This window comes from Henriciella marina (genome assembly GCF_027213945.1).
Lineage (GTDB): Bacteria > Pseudomonadota > Alphaproteobacteria > Caulobacterales > Hyphomonadaceae > Henriciella > Henriciella marina_A.
Window position 1 is genome coordinate 1,000,563 of record NZ_JAPWGW010000001.1, and the last position, 18,452, is coordinate 1,019,014.

The following is an 18,452-nucleotide window of genomic DNA, read 5'->3' on the forward strand; positions in this document are numbered from 1 at the left end:
GCTGCAATACTGGCGCAGGCGGCTTCTGCTCAGCAGGAGCCGCCAATTGTGTCTGGACAGGCAGATGAGATCGACCGTCTCCCCGGAGAGCTCGACAGCTTTGTTCAGGAGGCTATAAATGAAGGCCTGTTGAGACCGGCCAGACCTCAGTCTGCTGAGACGTCGCCAACCGATCCAGGGCAAACCAGCAGCGAGCAGATAGCGACAAGCGGGCAAGTCACTACCGAAGCGGCTGAAACCTCCCCATCGCCGGAACCCGTCACCGCCGCTCCAGTCCGCGTGGAATACCTCTGCCCCGAGACCTCGCCCTACGAATTCACGGAGTTTTCCGACTTCTCATCCTATAGTGATCTGGCGCAGTGGCGCGGCTTTCTGGAGGGTGAAGAACGCACCACCGCCCTCGGCCGCCTCATGGCGAAAGCCTATCTGTCGCTTGGCATGATCGCGGAAGCACGGTCCGAGATCAAAGGGGATCATGGTCAGGGGGGCGTGGCGCTGCGTCTTCTGACGGATCTGCTAGACCGCGACACCAGGCCTGACCTCTCCTTCTTTCGTGACGTTGCCAGTTGCTCTCGCGCAGACGGCGTGTGGCTGGCCGTCGGACAGTTGAAATCGAACGACGCAAACGGCGCAGACCTGCTCGCGCAGCACTTTGCAGGCTTTCGCGCACTCCCGCTTCGTCTTCGCGCTGACGCCGCCTTCATCATAATCCCTGCGCTCGACCGTCTGGACCGCCCGATCCTGTCTGAGCGCCTGATGACGAGCTTTACGGCAGAGGAAATTGCGCAAAGCCGCGAGTTGCAGTTCGTGAAGGCGCTTCAGCGCCTGTCCATGGGCTCCCCGAGTGCAGCTGAAGACATTCGCGGATATCTTCGCCGCGCACAGTACCGCAATGAGGCGGCCTCCGCCCTTCGCCGCCATGGAAAGGCGATTTCAAGCGACTTGGAGCGGGAAATCGTCGACTTTTACATTAATGAACTCGGCAATCTGCCGGCTGAAGCCTCAGTTTCCGAGAATCTCGACCTTATCCTGCATGACCTCAATAGCGCGGTTGGCTACGACTTGACGTTGCGCCTTGCCGATGTGCCCGCTGCCGCAGGCCCGGAAGCACGCGAGCGCCTTGCGGGGCACTTTGAAGAGATGCTGGATGAAGACCTGCAAAGCGACGTCTTCCTGATCAATCTGAAGGCCATGGATGCGCTGATGAAGGGCGAGGCACTTCTCGCCGATCGCGAGGGGACCGAAGCACGATTTGCACGCGCGGCCGCGATCGCGGCCAATCTCGGCCTGCCGTCCATGTCGGCCAAGCTTTCTGAGCGTCTCACACATGATGCCGCGCTGGCTCTGGCGCAGGCAGAGCTCGCTTTCCGGCTCAAGGACGATGCGACACTGGCCCGTCTCCTGGAAGAGAACCCAGGTAGTGTTGCGATCCGCAAGGTTGCGCTGATCGATGCGATCAATCGCGGTGACCGTGCGGCTTTTAATCGTCTGGCGCGCGGCATTCCCGAAGATGTCGATACCGCCCTCATGCTGATAGAGGCGGATGCCGCCGCGGGTCACTGGGTCGTGCCACAACGCTTTTACACGATTGCTGCCAGAAGCGGCGACGAAGAAACCCAGATCCGCGCCCTTCGTGTCTCTGATGCCCGGCCCGCCCCGGAGGCGCCAGCCGAGGGAGAGATCGCACTGACCGATGTGTCCTCGAGGCTCGAGCGTCTGCGCGAGTCCCTGGGGCCAATTCCGACGGAGGTTCGCTGATGTCGAACGCAATTTACGCCGCGCTTGCCCGCCAGTCGGGCCTGATGACTGAAATGCAGGTTGTGGCCAACAATCTCGCAAACTCCAGCACGACTGGTTACAAGTCTGACCGGGCCATCTTTGCCGAGTTTATCGCCGGCGCGCGTAACAATCTCGCCGACCTTTCTATGGGGACGCTGGCAGGGCACGAATTTGATCTGGAGCAGGGCGGTCTTCGCTTCACAAATGGCACATTCGATCTCGCCATTCAGGGCGAGGGTTACTTCCTGATCGAAACGCCGCAGGGTGAGCGTCTGACGCGTGCTGGGCACTTCCAGCTGAACGCGCAAGCTGAGCTCATTACCGATACGGGGTTCCGCGTGCTCAATGCGGGTGGCGGGACGATCCAGATTCCCGAAGAAGCGACCAATGTCAGCATCGCTGGCGACGGCACAATATCTTTCGATGGGCAGATCATCGACCAGGTAGGCGTGGTCCAGCCTGAAGGCCAGCTCAGCCGCGCAGGCGACGCCATGTTCGCGGCGGAAGAGGGCTTCCAGCCCGTTGAAGAGCCCCGCGTGGTGCAGGGTGCCCTCGAACAGTCAAACGTCTCACCGGTTCTGGAGATCGCGCGTATGATCGAAGTGCAGCGCGCCTATGAAGCCGGACAGGCGCTCATTGAACGTGAAGACGACCGGATTGCGAAATTCATCAGCACTTTACGACAGCTTTAACGCACAGGACGTGGATCGAGGGAGGACCCTATGAAATCACTGCAGATCGCAGCCACGGGCATGGCGGCACAACAATTACGTGTCGACGTCATCTCGAACAACATCGCCAACATGAGCACGGCCGCCTATCGACCGCGCACGGCAGAGTTCGCCGATCTCATGTACCAGCAATACCTGACGCCGGGCACGATCTCCTCGCAGGTCGGCACGGTCGTGCCTGCAGGGGTGCAACTTGGCACCGGGGTGAAACCGTCCTCTGTGTCGATGGAGATCACACAGGGGTCGCTTCGTCAGACCGGGTCGGAACTCGACATTGCGATCGACGGCACAGGCTTTTTCGAAGTCCAGCTGCCGTCCGGCGAGTCTGCTTACACCCGCGACGGCAAGCTCAACCGTAGTGCTGAAGGCCAGATCGTAACCAAGGATGGGTTTGAGCTAGCTGACGGGATCACCATTCCAGAGGACGCCCGCCGCATTTCCATCAGCAGTGATGGTGAAGTGGTCGCTTACTTCGCGAACGAAGCCCAGGGTCAGGCCGTCGGCACGATCTCACTGGTGCGCTTCGTCAACGAGAAGGGTCTCGAAGCCATGGGCGACAACATGTTCCTCGAGACAGAGGCGTCGGGCGCACCCAACCGGCTTGTCCCCGCAACTGAAGGTGTCGGCATTCTGCGCCAGGGATATCTCGAAGATTCAGGCGTCGACGTGGTTCAGGAAATCTCCGAGTTGATCGAGGCGCAGCGCGGCTATGAGCTGAACTCGAAAGTCATCACGGCAGCAGACGAAATGCTCGCCGCCACAACGAGAGTGAGGTAGTCCGATGAGCATTGTCGCTACTCTCGCAAGCGGGTTCATGCTTGCGCTCACTGCCTCAGGAGCCGTTGTTGCCGAGGACGTCATCCGCTCTGGTGAGGTCATTACGCCGGGAATGCTGATTACCGAAGATGGCACGCCTGTTTTCGACAGCCCACTCATCGGCCGGGAAGTTCGCCGTACTGTCTATGCGGGGCGCGAAGTGTCGATGGAGAACACCCAGTCGCAGCGTCTTGTGACCCGTAATCAGGTCGTCACCGTGAAATACATCCGTGGTGGACTGGAAATCTCGACCACCGCACGCGCGATGGAAGAGGGGGGGCTCAACGATACGGTTTCGCTGATCAATACGAATTCCCGAAAGATGGTTTCTGGCGTCGTCCAGTCGGGTGGATGGGTGCTGGCACAATGAAGAATGCACTCCTCTTTTCCGCACTCACGCTTGGCTGCGTTGCGTGCACATCCTCGCCATCCAGCCAGCAGGCTCTGATGGCAGCGCCTCCCGCCAGCCCGCCGCCGGTTCAGTCCATGGCTGCTTTCCCCCAGGCGCCGCTGCACAATGATACCAACTCACTGTGGACGACGTCGGCCAATTCACTGCTCAGCATGCGCCGGGCAAAGTCTGTTGGTGACCTTCTGACCGTCGTCGTTGAAATGGACGATCAGGCGAGCATGCAGAACTCGCTGCAGAGCACGCGCGGCACCAATCAGGACTTCAATCTCGATGCGCTGTTTGGACTTCCTGAATGGGCAAATGGCGTGCTGCCGGGCGGGGCGAACCTTTCGCCAGGTGTCGACTACAGCCGCAATTCCGCCCTTAACGGCAGTGGCGCGATCAACCGTGCCGAGCAGGTCACGTTCCGTCTTGCCGCCCGCGTTATCGGGCTTGAGCCGAACGGCAATCTGGTGATCCAGGGCTACCAGCGCACGCGTGTCAGCAATGAAGTGCGCGTGCTGACCGTAACCGGCGTCATCCGCTCTCAAGACATCACACGCATGAATACGGTGACCTATGAGAAGATTGCCGATGCCCAGCTATCCTATGTAAGTTCAGGGCAGGCGACAGAGCCTGTACGCGCGGGCTTTGTTCCCAAACTCCTGGACACCATTGTCCCTTTCTAGAGCCAGCATGACATGAAGCAGATCATTCCCGGCATTATTGCCGCCATTTTTGTTGTCCTGGGCGCAGGCGGCGCCTTGTTCATGAAAGGCGCGTTCTCCTCGGGCGGAAATGCATCCGCCAGCGCCGATGGGCATGAGGCAGAAGGGGGCAGCCATGGTGAGGCCAAAAGTGGTGGTCATGGCGGCAAGTCGAGCGCAGGCATGTCCGGCGACGTGGAATATTACAAGTTCAGCCGTGAATTCGTCGTTCCGATCACTGAAGGTGAGCGCGTCGACAGCCTCGTCATCATCAACCTAAACCTTGAGATCGACAAGTCAGTTTCCGACCAGGTTTACGGGATGGAGCCAAAGCTACGCGACAATATCATGAGCACGCTGATCCGGCTGTCGAACGAAGGCAACACGCTGGGCGATCTGACCAATCCGGAAAACTATGAGACGATACGCTCCATGATCCTCGCAAACCTCCGTGAGGTTCTGCCAACCGGACTGGAAAATGTACTCATCCTGGATATGGCAAAGCAGCACATCTAGTGCGCTGCTTTGCGATCCAGTTTCGGTTTTGGAACGGCTTATTCGGTGACGCGGCGAACCTGACCAAGGTCGCCTGACAGGCTGGACGAGGTCCCGATGCGTAGCTCACCGTTTTCGGTGCCAACATCGGTTACAGTGGTCAGCACTTGAGGTGCGACCGTGCCCAGGAAAGTGTCGCCGGCATAGAGATCGATCCCGAACTGGTAGATCTCACCAGAAGCTGCGGCACCGCCATTCGAGAAGCGGCCATCCCAGCGTTTGCTCTCCTCATCAATCTTCAGACGGTCACTATAGACGGCTTCGCCGGATGAGTTTGCGATCGTCAGCACGGCTGCGGTAGCTTCGTTTGGTGCGTCGAAGGAGAAATCTACAGGGTCGCCGGAATAGGGGACCCAGGACGACTCGACCGTTACAGACTGTCCCAGCCATTCGCTGGCAAACATGGAATGCAGGTCACCGATCATGCTGGCCATGCTCTTCAGGCTCGTATTCGACTGAACCTGCTGTTCGAGCGTCGAGAACGAAGCGAGCTGCTCAACGAACTGCGTCGAGTCGAGCGGCGAAAGCGGATCCTGATGGCGCAGCTGTGCGGTCAGCAGCTTCAGGAAGTTGTTGAACTCCTCGCCAACAAACTGCGTGCTTCCGCTCTCAGTCTCCTGCGAGCCTGTCGCCTGATTGGACTGCGATGATTGCGCCGACTGCGCGATCTGCGTCGTTTGCGCTGCGTTGATAACGCTCATTCCCGAAACTCCTTCCTAGAGTTTGATGTTCAGGCCACTTGCACCGATGGTAATGGGGGCACGGCGAGCTTGTAGCAGCGCAGGGGCCGGTATGGTCTCGGCCTCAATATCTGCAACTGCAGTGTAATCGATGAATTCAGATGCCTGCTGGTTCTGCGATCCGTTCGCTGACCCCTCACTGAAGGTCATGTCGCGTGCAGAGAGGCCATGCTGCTCGAGTGACTGGACGAGATCGAAATGTAGAAGGCGAAGCTGCTTCATGGCTTCCGGTGTGTCTGCTCTGACTGCGACTTGCTGGAGGCCCTGGGCATCGAACTTGAACTCGATTGAGACGCGCCCGAGTTCCGGCGGGTCCAGCTGCACCATGATGCGTTCTGGCTTGTCGCCGCCTGCAAGCTTGTTACTGACGATGTCCACGATTTCCTGGGGTGCCGCGACGATTGTTGCCTGCGCGGGCGTCATCATGGCGCCGAAGCCAGGGGCGCCTGCGACGGGCGCCGCAGCGGCTATGGGGGCAGCCGCAGGAGCTGCTGCAAGCGAAAGGGTTGGCGCCTGTTGACCGCTATCGCCTATGCTCGTCGACTGCGCGCTGATCTCCAGGCCGCCACTGAGGAAAGACGCGTTCTCCATCTTGCGATCAACAGCAAGCTGCGGAATGTCTGTGGCGGCCCGGGTATCTGCCCGTTCCACACGCGGTGCCTCTTTTGCGACTTCGCCATCGCGCGCGGGGCGCGCCGGCAGATCAGAAGCAGGCGCGCCGTTCAGTCTGCCAGAATTCCGGTTGGTCGCTTGCGACGAAGGGTTAAGCGAGGCCATCACGAGATCTGGTCGGCCAGGCGCCTCACTGCCTTTTATCTGTGCTTCTGTTGCACCGACGTTGTCTCTGCGATCTGCTTTATCAGCTTTAAGCGCGGCGACATCCTCAACAGCGATATCAGAGGCTTTGGTGCCCTCGACGGCGCCGCGACTGACCGTATCTACGTCGGCGGCTACACCCTCCGAAGTCTTGCCCTCAATACGTGCAGTCGACGTATCTTCCTCGGCCAGACCGCCGTCGATTTTGCTAACAGGCGGTCGCGCAATATCTGTTGCTTCTGTTCCGGCCTTGGCGGGTATCGCCTCCAGCGGCGCCTCGCCCGTCGGGACACCCTGAGCCCTGGTTTCAGCTTGAACCTCAATATTTTCTGAGGTCTGGCCAAGCTGGCGTTCCGGATCAGCATTGAGCATATCAGGCTTGGCAGGCTCGTCAGCTAGATCGCCGACAGCTTCGAGATCAGCTTCGTTCAGCGCTGGCGCTGGCGTTGTCGCTGTGACCGCTGCGACTTCAGGGGCTTTGTCTTCGGCCGGTGCTTCGCTGTTTTCGTTGGGGGCACCTTCACGCTCGCTAGCGGTCAGTTCTTCTTCGCCTGCGTGTTGATGGACTGAAAGAGAAAGAATGCTTGCATGGGCAGACCCGTCCCTCCGTTCGCCATCTTCTTCTGAGGAATGATTTCCAGCGCGACCTTCAGTTTCGAGAACTTCGGTGAAAGCTTTGCCGCGGCCTGATGGCGAGGCTTCACTGCGCGCTTGCGCCGGTTCGGCCAGAAGCGGGCCCAATGGTCCAATGGCTACGGGCATTCAGTGTCCTTGGTTAACTCTGATTAGCGCTCTCTTAACCAAATCTGCCCCACCACAAGTAAAAGCGGATTTAACGCTGGCAGAAAAATCGATGCCGCCCGACGCCGGGGTGCGCTGAATGAAGGGAGGCAGAACATGATCCCTCTTAAAGTACTGACGCCGAATGCCGAGCAGCTTGCGCCAGCAAGACGCAAAGCGGCCACGCCTCCGCCATTGCCGTCAGCGCGCGCGCCTGAACCCGCCCGCCCTGCCGCATCCTCGCGCGCGCAATCTACATATAGCCCACCTGTGCAGCCTGTTCGCGCGTCAACCGCGCAATCGGCAACGGCCAGTGCATCATCCGACAATAATTCTGATGTGAATGTTCGCTTCGAGCAGATGCTCTGGGCCGAAATGCTCCGACATACAGGGCTTGAGGAAGCTTTCTCCAGCGTTGGCGGCGAAGGCGCTGCCGCGTTCACCCAGTTTGCCGTCGAAGCCATCGCACGTGATCTCGCTGAGAAACACCCGCTGGGCCTTAACGCTGTCGATCGGGCGGTAGAGGCTTATGAGATGTCCAGAACTGTTGGAGACACCTGATGACTGTGCAGGCCGACCCAGACGCCATTTTGAGTAACCTTCTGGAGCTTCTGGAAGCAGAGCATGAAGCGTTGAAGGCGGGGCAGGCTGGCGAGGCCAGCCGTTTGCTTCAGCCAAAGATGGAAGCCATGCAGGCCTTCGACGCGCTTGTCGAAGACCCCACGCGCCTGCGCGGTGTGGCAGATGTTAAAGTCCGGATGGAGCGCATTGTCCGCCTCGCGACGGAAAACGCAAATCTCTTTTCGGCCGTACGTAACGGCGTTGGCCAGGCTGTCACACGCGTGAGCGATTCAAGCGCCCAATCCTATGTCGGCGCCTACACGGCTGCTGGGGAAAAAACAGCATTTTCGAAGGCAACTGGCGGCTACGCAAAAAAAGCCTGAGCCAGTTAACCGATTGTCCATGAGTGTCCCCTAATCAGGGCTCATAACCAAGATTGGTTCAGGACAAATACCTGCTGTCAGGATGACATGAGTTGGAACTTCGAGGTCGGGTCCCACCGGCTCGATCTGGAACTTAAAAGGGGATAACTGATGTCCAGTATTCTTACGAACAATAGCTCGATGGTTGCGCTCGAAACCCTGCGTAACATCAACCGCAATCTTGAATCCGTTCAGAACGAAATCTCGACGGGTAAGAAAGTTGCATCCGCCAAGGACAACGCGTCCGTCTGGGCCATCTCGACCGTCATGTCGACCGACGCCGCAAGCTTCGAACAGATCTCGTCTTCGCTCAACAAGGGCTCTGCAACCGTTGGTGTTGCCCGCGCTTCTTCCGAGCAGATCACCAGTCTCCTTCAGGACATGAAGAACCTGATCGTTGACGCCCAGCAGGACCTCAACGACAGCGACCGCGCGAAGATCCAGAAAGACGTTGCGGCGATCCGTTCGACGATCACGAACATCGTCAACGGCGCACAGATGAACGGTCAGAACCTGCTCAAGGGCACTGATGACCTGAAAGTCCTCGCTTCGCTTGACCGCGATGGCACGGGTGCCGTTGCACCAGCCTTCATCAACGTTTCCCGCGTTGACCTTCAGGCCACGGCTGCTGTCGACGAAGCCGCCAAAGAAGCAACAGACGCAGGTTATGTTTCGTCTGCAGACACGATCACGGCCACAGATGTTGATAAGGTATCAACCGAGGGTGGGTTCCTGTCCACGGCAGCCTCTACCTCGATTCCAACCAGCAGCTCGATTACCGTCGATGTCAAAGGCGGCGCCATTGCGGCAGGCGATAAATTCACAGTAAGCGTTGGTGGTTCGGACTTCACCGTGACCGCAACGTCGGGTCAGACCATTAACGATATTGCCGCAGCTCTGAAAACCGAGATTGATGGTGGAAGCATTGCCGACCTTACAGTGACGGTCACCGACGCGACCGATCCGGCAGATGGCACAGACAAAGCGGTCCTGACCCTTGCAAACGGGAACGCCAGCTCCACAATCGCATTCGACGAAAGCAAGCTGAACGCCACGAATTCAGTCTCGCAGCTCGCCGACACTGAAAGCGTCGATGTGACCCTTGCGGGTGGCACTATTGCGACCGGCGATACGTTTACGGTCAATGTTGACAATACCGACTACACCTACACCGCACTTGAAGGTGATACGGTAAACGACGTAGCCGCTGGTATTAAGTCTCTTCTCGATGACGCATCCATCACGAACCTTGCTGTCACTGTGACGGACGCAACCGACCCGACAAGCGACGCCGCCACAATCAATATTGCGGCTGACGGCGGCACTGTTGAAGTCAACCTCGGCGGACTGGCTTCCACGAACGCGGCTGTCGCCGCTGGCGGCCTTGGTGCCCTTGCTGACATCGACGTGTCTGACTCTGCCGGTGCAACCGCGGCCCTGACCTCGATCGAGACGCTTCTCAATAAGGCGATCACGGCAGCGACCACCTTCGGTTCGGCTCAGAAGCAGATCGAAGGCCAGACAGAGTTCGTTCAGAACCTGGTCGACTCGATGAAGTCAGGTATCGGCGCCATGGTCGATGCGGATATCGAAGCAGCATCTGCAAAACTGCAGGCTCTGCAGGTTCAGCAACAGCTTGGTGTCCAGGCGCTTTCGATCGCGAACAGCGCACCGCAGACCCTGCTGTCACTGTTCCGTTAAGGACAATGAATTGAGGCCGGGCGTCCCTTTGGGCGCCCGGTTTCACCCAGTAATTACGAGTGAGGGCACATGCATAATTTGGCGCACAAGGCATATAGCACTGTCACGAGCCGGACGGCTTCTGACAAGCAGATCGAACTTGCCCTGTTCAGCGAAATTACGAACGCTCTCAAGGATGTGGCGGCGCAGGATGTGCCGCTTCCTGCCGTTTGGGCAGATGCGATCGATCGCAACCTCCAACTCTGGCATATTCTTTCCGTGGATCTGGTCAGCCCTGAAAACGGGCTGGACGACAGCCTCCGTACCAATCTTCTGACGCTCGCCGAAATGGTGCGCCGTGTCAGCTATCAGGTACTCGCAGGCGACACCGACATTTCCGACCTCGTCGAGATCAACGAAACGATAATGAAGGGGCTTTCTGGCGAAGTTGGCCCCAGCCAGATGGAGACAACGACCTAAATGTCCGGACTGATACTGAAGCTCGCCGCTGGCGAGAAAGTCGTCATCAACGGCGCCCTGCTGGAAAATGGCGACAAACCTTCGAGCCTGAGAATTGCGGACGCGAATGCCCGCGTCCTGCGCTGCCGCGATGCGCTGCGCCCTGACGAGGTGAATACCCCCGTCAAACAGGTTTACTATGCAATCCAGCTGCTGATCACAGGCGACCTCGAAGAGGACCGCGTCCTGCCAGCGCTTTTCCGTGAAATCGACAGCCTCGAAGACGTTTTCCGCGGCATCGACTCGCAGGCCATCCCGCAGCTTCGCCAGATGCTGCGCCGGGGCAATCACTATTCCGCGCTCTGTCACATGCGCAATCTGGTCGAGCTGGAAGCCGAGCTCTTCCGTCACGCTCATCTGAAGAATGCGATGACAGCGCCGCAGCAGGCGAAGGTCGCCTGATACGCGATGGTGCAGCCAGCGATCCCCATGTCGGGCCTGGCCGGCTGGAGCTTCCTCCAGTCTACCTATAACCGTCAGCTCGAAACGTTTTCCGACAGCGCGAGCGTCAAGAACGACCGCGCCTATATGACCGAAAAGCTGTCCAAGCCGGTGTCGCTGGACGATTTCATGTCGGACCGGCGGCTCCTGCGGGTCACTATGACGGCCTTCGATCTTGGCGGCGAGGAATGGAAGGGCGGGTTTATCCGCAAGGTTCTTGAAGAAGCTGCCACTCCGGATAGCACCTTCCTTGAGCGTCTGAACAATCCCGCCTACACCAAATTTGCCGAAACCTTTGCGTTCGAAGACGGCACGCTGTCGCTGGGTGCTGACAAGATCGAGCAGATCGGCGAAAATTTTGAGACGGCCGCATTCCGCATCGCTGTTGGCGATGTTGATGAGAATATGCGCCTCAGCCTCAACTATCAGCAGAAGATCGTGGATATTGCGGGCACCGGATCGTCAAACGATGCCATCGCCTACCGCATTCTCGGTAACCCGCCGGTCAAGGCGGTGATGGAGACCGCGCTCAATCTGCCATCGGATATCTCAAAACAGCCGATTGAAAAGCAGGCCGAAATCCTTCGCGACAAGCTGCGTTCTTCATTTGGCATTTCTGACCTGTCGCAGCTGACAGATCCGGACAACGTTAATGCGGTCATCCGCCGGTTCCACGTCATGGAAACGGTCAATAACGGACCATCTGCGATGACCCCCGGCTACGCTGCCCTTACCCTGCTCGGCGGCGGTCAGGGATTTGGCGCAATCGCCAGCCAGAACCTCTTTTTGAGCCTGCTCTAGCGCGGCTTTTGCGCCTTGCCGGGCGATGCGTCCTGCGGCGGTTCTTTCATCAGACCAGCACTCAGCAGTTCAGCCAGGCGCACATATGCGGCTTGAGAATCGCCCTCGTGGCGTTCTGATACGAACCCGTCGAGCGATGGGAACAGGTCGATGGCCCGGTCACCCGCCATGTCCTTGCCGCGCGCATAGAGGTTGGCGCGAACCATGGGCGCCAGCTCTTCATAGAACGCCAGATTCCGGCGGTACTCGGCAAGCAGCATGTTCTCTTCGGGCGATGCTGCGCGCGGCAAGGCGCGGGACACTGATTTTAGCACATCGATGGCCGGATATCGCCCACGCTCTGCGATATCACGTGAGAGAACGATATGGCCATCTAGGATACCGCGGATCATGTCAGCGACGGGCTCTTCCATATCAGAGCCGGCCACGAGCACAGAGAAGATCGCCGTGATGTCGCCCTTGCCCTCTGGGCCGGGGCCGGCGCGCTCTGCAAGCTCGGCGATCGTGCGAACTGTTGAGGGCGGGAAAGCATGCAGTGCGGGCGCTTCGCCGCCAACCAGCGCGACTTCGCGATGCGCTTCGGCAAAGCGGGTAATCGAATCAAACAGAAGCAGGGTGTGATGGCCCTGATCGCGAAAGTGTTCGGCGGCCGCCATGGCGCAATAGGCGGCCCGCTTCTTGGCGCCCGGCGGTTCACTGGCGGTCGCGGTCACGATGACAGACTTGGCGCGCGCTTCTGCGGGCAGGGTGACCTTCGCAAACTCATTCAGCTCGCGTGAGCGTTCACCAATGAGGGCGATGACGATGCGGTCGGCCTGAACGCCGTTTGCCAGCGCGCCGAGCAGGGTCGACTTGCCGACACCTGAGCCTGCAAACAGGCCGAGCCGCTGGCCCTGGCAGAGCGGGATGGCGGTGTCGGTGATCATCAGCCCAGTATTGAGGCGTGGCCCGAGTGACTTGCGCACATGGCTCGGCGGCGCCTTCGAAATCAGCTTCTTGCGCATCAGGCTGCTGGGCAGGGTTTCGGGCGCGCCATTCTCTGTGTCCACGATCTCGCCGCGATAATTGATGATCCGGCCGATCCAGTGATCGCCGGGTGAGACCGAGGCTTCCCGGTCAATATAGGCGCGGTCGCCAATGCGGACTTCGTCCGACTCGTCAAAGAGAAGGGCCGTCACGCGGTCTTCGGTAATGTTCAGGATCTCGCCGCGTACGGCAACGCCGCTCTGGGTCTGTATCTCGACCTCATTGCCCAGCCCCGCATGGGCGCTGACGCCCGTAATGCCAACATTGCCGGGGCTGACATCGCTGACGCGGCCCCAGATGCGGACGAATTCATGTGTCTGTGCGCGCGCTGACTGCATTACGTAAACAGAATCTCGCTTTTCATTAACCTTTTATTCAACGTAGCCGGGCACCCTTTGCAAAGAGTTAACCATGATGGGCCTGTGCCATGTTCTCGAATATGGATGTCTTGAAAATGTATAGCGCGATGGCACGCCACGCCGCCGAAGCGCAGACTCACGCCTCTAAAAATATCGCGCACGCCGACGATCCTGGCTATCGCGCGACCCAGCTGGAGTCCTTCGAGGATTTCCTTTCGCGCACCGCGCTCAGCTCCAGCCAGTCGCCCACGTTCAAGGTTCAGGATTCCGGTACGCCCACCTCGCCAAACGGCAACTCGGTGAGCGTCGAGCATGAACTTTACAAATCGGCCGAAGCAATGGACCAGCATCAGATGGCGCTCACGGTTTACACCAAGTCGCTCGACCTTCTGAGAGCGGCACTTGGCAGACGATAGGGGGCAGGTTGAATGAATTCGATCAAGGCAACAATGCTGCAGGCCATGCAGGGGATGCGCGTCCAGTCTGAGCGTATCGACCTGACCTCGCAGAACATCTCCAACGCCGACACGCCGGGCTATCAGCGCAAGATGCTGGTTGTCGACAAGAATGGTGATGCGTTCCGCAATCTGCGGATCCAGCTCGATCAGACAGAGGGCGAGCGCAGCTATGAGCCAGCCCACCCGATGGCTGACCCCGAAGGCTACGTCACGCTGTCTAACGTACAGGTCGTCACTGAAATGGCGGATATGCGCGAAGCAAACCGGTCCTACGAGGCCAATCTCAACTCATTCCAGCAGGCACGTACAATGTACAAGACCCTGCTCGAAGTTCTCAAACGCTAGGGGGTCATGAACGATGTCAGGTATTGGTTTTTCGGCATATGCCGCCCTTAACAATGTCAAAGCTGCCGACGCAGCCGGTCAGGCTGCCAAGCCGCAGGGCTCTGGCGCCGTTTCCGAGGGCTTTGCGAACTTCAAGCAGACGATGGAAGCGGCTGAGCAGACCGCAATGCAGACCGCTGTATCGGGCGCTGACCCACATGCCATGGTCGAAGCCCTGGCCAATGCAGAGCTGGCGCTCGATGCGGCTGTGACCATCCGCGACAAGGTCGTCGAGGCATATCAGGAACTCCTGCGGATGCCGGTCTAGGGCGGCCATAGATGACTGAGCTTGCGATCTTTGAAATCCTGCGTGGCGCCTTCTGGACGGCTGCCTTGATGGCGCTGCCGATCCTTGCGGTGACGCTGGTCCTCGGTTTCGCGATCGGCCTCCTGCAGGCCCTGACGTCGATCCAGGAAATGACGCTGACTTTTGTGCCGAAAATCATGGCCGTGGTCGTCGTCTTCTTCCTGACGCTTGGCTATATGACGCAGCTTTGTCTCGACTTCTTCAACAATTCCGTCCTGCCCATAATAGCAGGGTAGGCGAGCCATGCCCGCCGCGAGCCTTCTGAACCTGGCAAAACCGACGACGCTGCTGGCAGTCGGGCTCATGCTGATCATCCTCGTGATGGTCCTGCCGGTGCCTGCATGGGTCATGGATATTGGCCTGACGCTTTCGTTCGCGTTCGCCATCCTGATCTTCACGACATCGATCTTCATCGAAAAGCCGCTGGATTTTTCATCCTTCCCGAGCGTGCTTCTGGCGTCTCTCGTCCTGCGCCTCGCGCTCAACGTTTCCTCGACCAAGCTGATCATTTCCGAAGGCCACACCGGCACGGGTGCGGCCGGCAATGTCATCGAAGGCTTCGCCATGTTCATCATGGGCGGAAACCTCTTCGTTGGTCTCGTCGTCTTCGGTGTCCTCATCATCGTGAATTTCATGGTTATCACGAAGGGCGCAGGCCGGATGGCAGAGGTCGGCGCTCGGTTCGCGCTCGACGCGATGCCGGGCAAGCAGCTCGCCATCGACAGCGACCTCGCCGTCGGTGCCATCAGCCATGAAGAAGCGAAGGTCCGCCGCCAGAAGGAACAGGAAGAAGCCTCTTTCCTCGGCTCTCTTGATGGTGTGTCCAAGTTCGTGAAGGGCGACGCGGTCGCAGGGCTCCTGATCACGGCGCTGAACCTGCTTGCGGGCATTGGGTTTGGCATTGCCGTACATGGCCTCAGCATTACCGAGGCGCTTAACAATTATTCGATCCTGACGGTGGGTGACGGGCTCGTCTCGCAGATCCCTGCTGTTATCATTTCGGTGTCGGCAGCGCTGCTTCTTTCCAAGGGCAAGGATGAAGGCGCCATCGACGTCGCGCTGCTCGCACAGCTCGGCGCAAACGCCTCAGTACTTTACATCGTCGCCGGCCTTCTCGGCGTCTTCGCCCTCATGCCCGGTCTTCCCTTCCTGCCTTTCATGACGGCGGCAGCCCTGTTCGGCACGGCTGCCTATCTCATCCGCGAACATGAGAAGCGTAAGGAAGCCGAAGAAGCGAAGGAGAGCGCCTATGATGCGCCAGAGCCTGCCGTAATCGGCGACAGCATCCACTCTGACGAAATCCACCTTGAGGTCGCACCAGACCTGGTCGCGCTCGTTCTTCAGGGCGCAGACGGGTTCGAGAACCGTGTCGACAAGATCCGCCGCTATATCGCTGAAGAGTATGGCTTCGTGCTGCCGTCCATCAGGATGACAGACAATCCGACATTGGCAAAGAATTCCTACCGCGTCCGCATTCAGGGCGTGAAGGTCGATGGCGGAACGCTTCGTCCTGGCAACATTCTCGCGCTGATGGAAGACAAGCAGCTGCCCCATTTGCAGGGCGAGCGCGTGAAAGAACCGGTCTATCAGGCCTCTGCGCGCTGGCTGCCATCGGGCAAGAGTGCAGAGCTCGCCGCCGCTGGCGTCCCTGCCATTGAAGCGACCGAAGTGCTCGCCACGCACATGCTGGAGATCATCCAGAACAATTTCTCGCTCATCTTCTCGCGTCTCGTGATGATGGGCACACTGGATGCGCTGACCCGCCTCAGCGACGCAGAACGCGCGGCTGCCAACAAGCGTTTCCTCGACGAGTACATTCCCGGCAAGGTTACGCCTGAGCTGCTTCTCTCCGTGCTTCGTCTGTTGCTGGAAGAGCGTGTCTCGATTCGCAACATGTTCCTCATCATCGAGACGGTCGGCGAAGCGAAAGCCCGCACGTCCAGCCCGCCGCAACTTGCGGAACTCGTGCGCCAGCGCCTTGGCTTCCAGATCGTGGACCGGCTGCAGGATGGTGATGGCCGTCTGCCATTGCTCCAGCTCGGTCCCAATTGGGAAGAACAGTTCTCGGCACACGAGATCACCAAGGAAGACGGCGCATCCGACATCGCCCTGCCGCCGGATATCTTTGGAGACCTCACAACCTCGATACAGAAGAAGCTGAACGAGTACGCCCAGAAGGGCGTGACGCCATCGATTGCGACCACATCCCGCCGTCGCCGCTTCATCCACACGGTCCTGTCGAGCAAAGGCATCCGCAACTCTGTCCTCGCCTATGAGGAGATCGGGTCGAGGAGCAAACCCTACATCGTCGGGGTCGTTTAGTGCCCGATACGCTGCTCGCATCTGGACAGGCCGTCTACTGGATCGGCGCTGTCATGCTGATCATGGCGCGGGTGGGGTTCATCATCTACTTCATGCCGGGCGTTGGCGAGCAGGCCGTTCCTGTTCGCGTGCGGGCGATGATCATCCTCGTCTTCGCCATCTCACTGGCCGCCAGCGGCGTGGTGGAGCTCCCGGTTCTTTCAGGCCTCGGTGAGTTCTTCCGGTATCTGGCGCTGGAGGCAACGATCGGCCTCTTCTTCGGCCTGCTCCTGCGCCTCGCAATCTGGATGCTGTCGATCACGGGCACAATCATCGCGCAGGTGATCGGCCTTGCTCAGATGCTGGGTATTGCACTGGAGACCGAAGCCCAGACCATCACGGCGAACGCCCTCGCCATGGCGGGCGCGGCCCTCCTGCTCAGCATGGACTATCATGTGAGCGTCTTCGCGCGGGTGGTGACGCTATACGGTGATATCCCAGCCGGCGCTCTGGGACTGATCGATCCGATGTTCTTCGTCATGCGCGGCTTCGAAGCGTTCGGCATCGCCATCATGCTTGCCTGGCCGTTCGTCGCGGTGAACCTGCTCTACAACATCTGCCTTGGCTTCATAAACAAGGCCCTTCCTTCGCTCATGGTCGCCTTTGTCGGCGCACCATTCATGATTGGCGCTGGCATCATGCTGCTCGCCTTCTCAATCACAACAATGCTGTTGGTATGGGGCGACCGTGTCCCGTCCATCATCGGCTGGCTATAGGGGGACTGCCGGATGGCTGAAGACCAGAATAGCGGTGGCGGCGAGAAGGAATTCGAGGCCACAGAGCAGAAGAAACGCCAGGCCCGAAAAGAAGGTAATGTCGCCCAGTCGAAAGAGGCGACCAGTTTCTCTCTCATGCTGGGCATGGTCATCGCGTCTGCCGTTTTCGGCACCGTGCTTGCCGGCGGAATCTTCAACGACTTCTCGGCCATGTTCTATCACGCCGACAGCTATGCACAGGACATCTTCGCCGGTACCGGCGCGCAGTCGCGCCGCTGGCTGACAAGCGTCCTCATGCAGATACTGCCGCTCTTCGGCATTCTGGTCGTGCTGGTGCTGGCAACGATAATCGTCCAGGGTGCTGTGGCCTTCTCGACCAAGTCGATCAAGCCGGACATGAACAAGCTCAACCCGGCTGAAAACCTTAAGAAGAAGTACGGTCCGAAGGGCCTCATCGATTTTGGCAAGGACACTGCCAAGATGTTGTTTGCGGGGCTTCTGGCCTCGCTGTTTCTCTATCATTTCGTCGAAAACTATTACGCCAGTAGCGCGGTCCAGTTGTCGCAATTCTTTGAGTTCACCTTCAGCCAGGTGACGGCGATCATCATTATCTTCTGCGTCTTCCAGTTCGCGCTCGGTGGCGCCGACTTCTTCATCCAGCGCCAGCTTCACGCCAACAAGCTGAAGATGACCCGCCAGGAACTGAAGGATGAGATGAAGCGCAGCGAAGGCGACCCGCACCTAAAACAGCAGCGCCGCGAGAAGGGCCAGAAGATCTCCAAGGGCCAGATGCTGCAGAATGTGAAGGACGCCACGGTCGTCATGGTCAACCCGGAGCACTACGCCGTCGCCCTGAAATGGGAGCCCGATAGCGACCGCGCACCTATCGTCGTCGCCAAGGGTGTTGACCATATGGCCGCCCGCATCCGTGAAGTGGCGCATGCCCATGACGTGCCGATCCACCGCGACCCGCCTGCGACCCGCTCCATCTACCGCCTCGTGGAGATAGACGAGGAAATTCACACCGAGCACTTCGCTGCTGTGGCTGCGGCTATCAGCTTCGTCGATCGCCTGCGTCAGCATCTCTAGGGGAGGGACGCGG

At 59.1% G+C, this 18,452-nt stretch carries 22 protein-coding genes; 19 read left to right on the forward strand and 3 right to left on the reverse strand.

Annotated elements, in window-relative coordinates:
- The first annotated feature begins 48 nt into the window (after positions 1-48).
- From O4G74_RS05105 to O4G74_RS05130, 6 genes are read left to right on the forward strand one after another with little or no spacing between them, the layout of a single operon-like run.
- Entirely contained in the window at positions 49-1,758 is a 1,710-nt protein-coding gene (locus O4G74_RS05105; protein WP_269401572.1) for a hypothetical protein, read from the forward strand.
- Positions 1,758-2,471, forward strand: a complete 714-nt coding sequence (locus O4G74_RS05110; protein WP_269401573.1) for a flagellar hook-basal body complex protein — start codon at positions 1,758-1,760, stop codon at positions 2,469-2,471. The genes O4G74_RS05105 and O4G74_RS05110 overlap by 1 nt, the downstream gene beginning before the upstream one ends.
- A gap of 30 nt (positions 2,472-2,501) precedes the next feature.
- Positions 2,502-3,287, forward strand: coding sequence for a flagellar basal-body rod protein FlgG (flgG, locus tag O4G74_RS05115; protein ID WP_269401574.1), 786 nt, complete (start codon positions 2,502-2,504; stop codon positions 3,285-3,287).
- Between the two features lie 4 nt (positions 3,288-3,291).
- Positions 3,292-3,696: a flagellar basal body P-ring formation chaperone FlgA gene (gene flgA, locus O4G74_RS05120; protein WP_269401575.1), complete on the forward strand. Its 405-nt coding sequence runs from the start codon at positions 3,292-3,294 to the stop codon at positions 3,694-3,696.
- Positions 3,693-4,406, forward strand: coding sequence for a flagellar basal body L-ring protein FlgH (locus tag O4G74_RS05125; protein WP_269401576.1), 714 nt, complete (start codon positions 3,693-3,695; stop codon positions 4,404-4,406). Before flgA ends, O4G74_RS05125 begins: the two co-directional genes overlap by 4 nt.
- A gap of 12 nt (positions 4,407-4,418) precedes the next feature.
- Positions 4,419-4,940 (forward strand): flagellar basal body-associated FliL family protein, encoded by a 522-nt coding sequence (locus tag O4G74_RS05130; RefSeq protein WP_269401577.1) that lies wholly within the window; start codon positions 4,419-4,421, stop codon positions 4,938-4,940.
- 38 nt (positions 4,941-4,978) lie between these two features.
- Here O4G74_RS05130 and O4G74_RS05135 read toward each other — a convergent pair whose 3' ends face one another.
- Together O4G74_RS05135 and O4G74_RS05140 are read right to left on the reverse strand one after the other, a co-directional pair.
- On the reverse strand, positions 4,979-5,680 hold the full coding sequence (locus tag O4G74_RS05135) for a flagellar hook assembly protein FlgD (RefSeq protein WP_269401578.1): 702 nt from the start codon (positions 5,678-5,680) through the stop codon (positions 4,979-4,981).
- Between the two features lie 15 nt (positions 5,681-5,695).
- Positions 5,696-7,297 (reverse strand): flagellar hook-length control protein FliK, encoded by a 1,602-nt coding sequence (locus O4G74_RS05140; protein ID WP_269401579.1) that lies wholly within the window; start codon positions 7,295-7,297, stop codon positions 5,696-5,698.
- A 135-nt stretch (positions 7,298-7,432) separates the two neighbouring features.
- Between O4G74_RS05140 and O4G74_RS05145 the strand changes: the two genes are divergently transcribed.
- From O4G74_RS05145 to O4G74_RS05170, 6 genes are all read left to right on the forward strand, one after another.
- Positions 7,433-7,876, forward strand: a complete 444-nt coding sequence (locus tag O4G74_RS05145) for a hypothetical protein (RefSeq protein ID WP_269401580.1) — start codon at positions 7,433-7,435, stop codon at positions 7,874-7,876.
- Positions 7,876-8,259 (forward strand): hypothetical protein, encoded by a 384-nt coding sequence (locus O4G74_RS05150; RefSeq protein ID WP_269401581.1) that lies wholly within the window; start codon positions 7,876-7,878, stop codon positions 8,257-8,259. Before O4G74_RS05145 ends, O4G74_RS05150 begins: the two co-directional genes overlap by 1 nt.
- A gap of 150 nt (positions 8,260-8,409) precedes the next feature.
- A complete protein-coding gene (locus O4G74_RS05155) occupies positions 8,410-9,999 on the forward strand; it encodes a flagellin (RefSeq protein WP_269401582.1) in 1,590 nt (529 codons plus the stop codon).
- 78 nt (positions 10,000-10,077) lie between these two features.
- On the forward strand, positions 10,078-10,458 hold the full coding sequence (locus tag O4G74_RS05160; RefSeq protein WP_269401583.1) for a flagellar biosynthesis regulator FlaF: 381 nt from the start codon (positions 10,078-10,080) through the stop codon (positions 10,456-10,458).
- The gene (locus O4G74_RS05165) at positions 10,459-10,899 is read left to right on the forward strand and encodes a flagellar biosynthesis repressor FlbT (protein ID WP_269401584.1); all 441 of its coding nucleotides are present in this window, start codon (positions 10,459-10,461) and stop codon (positions 10,897-10,899) included.
- Positions 10,900-10,926: 27 nt separating this feature from the next.
- The gene (locus O4G74_RS05170) at positions 10,927-11,739 is read left to right on the forward strand and encodes a DUF1217 domain-containing protein (RefSeq protein WP_269401585.1); all 813 of its coding nucleotides are present in this window, start codon (positions 10,927-10,929) and stop codon (positions 11,737-11,739) included.
- Here the strand turns inward: O4G74_RS05170 and O4G74_RS05175 are convergent.
- Positions 11,736-13,103: a FliI/YscN family ATPase gene (locus O4G74_RS05175; RefSeq protein ID WP_269401586.1), complete on the reverse strand. Its 1,368-nt coding sequence runs from the start codon at positions 13,101-13,103 to the stop codon at positions 11,736-11,738. The genes O4G74_RS05170 and O4G74_RS05175 overlap by 4 nt on opposite strands.
- Before the next feature lie 128 nt (positions 13,104-13,231).
- On the opposite strand from O4G74_RS05175, the gene O4G74_RS05180 reads away from it, so the two are divergent.
- Genes O4G74_RS05180 through O4G74_RS05210 form a run of 7 tightly spaced genes read left to right on the forward strand, consistent with a single transcriptional unit; the run spans position 13,232 to position 18,439 of the window.
- Positions 13,232-13,540, forward strand: a complete 309-nt coding sequence (locus O4G74_RS05180) for a flagellar biosynthesis protein FlgB (RefSeq protein WP_269401587.1) — start codon at positions 13,232-13,234, stop codon at positions 13,538-13,540.
- A gap of 12 nt (positions 13,541-13,552) precedes the next feature.
- Positions 13,553-13,927: a flagellar basal body rod C-terminal domain-containing protein gene (locus tag O4G74_RS05185; protein ID WP_269401588.1), complete on the forward strand. Its 375-nt coding sequence runs from the start codon at positions 13,553-13,555 to the stop codon at positions 13,925-13,927.
- Positions 13,928-13,940: 13 nt separating this feature from the next.
- Positions 13,941-14,234, forward strand: a complete 294-nt coding sequence (locus tag O4G74_RS05190) for a flagellar hook-basal body complex protein FliE (RefSeq protein WP_119378882.1) — start codon at positions 13,941-13,943, stop codon at positions 14,232-14,234.
- A gap of 11 nt (positions 14,235-14,245) precedes the next feature.
- Positions 14,246-14,509, forward strand: coding sequence for a flagellar biosynthetic protein FliQ (locus O4G74_RS05195; protein ID WP_119378881.1), 264 nt, complete (start codon positions 14,246-14,248; stop codon positions 14,507-14,509).
- 7 nt (positions 14,510-14,516) lie between these two features.
- A complete protein-coding gene (locus O4G74_RS05200; RefSeq protein ID WP_269401589.1) occupies positions 14,517-16,595 on the forward strand; it encodes a flagellar biosynthesis protein FlhA in 2,079 nt (692 codons plus the stop codon).
- Positions 16,595-17,350, forward strand: a complete 756-nt coding sequence (locus O4G74_RS05205) for a flagellar biosynthetic protein FliR (protein ID WP_269401590.1) — start codon at positions 16,595-16,597, stop codon at positions 17,348-17,350. The genes O4G74_RS05200 and O4G74_RS05205 overlap by 1 nt, the downstream gene beginning before the upstream one ends.
- 12 nt (positions 17,351-17,362) lie before the next feature.
- A complete protein-coding gene (locus O4G74_RS05210; protein ID WP_269401591.1) occupies positions 17,363-18,439 on the forward strand; it encodes an EscU/YscU/HrcU family type III secretion system export apparatus switch protein in 1,077 nt (358 codons plus the stop codon).
- The last annotated feature ends 13 nt before the right edge of the window (positions 18,440-18,452 follow it).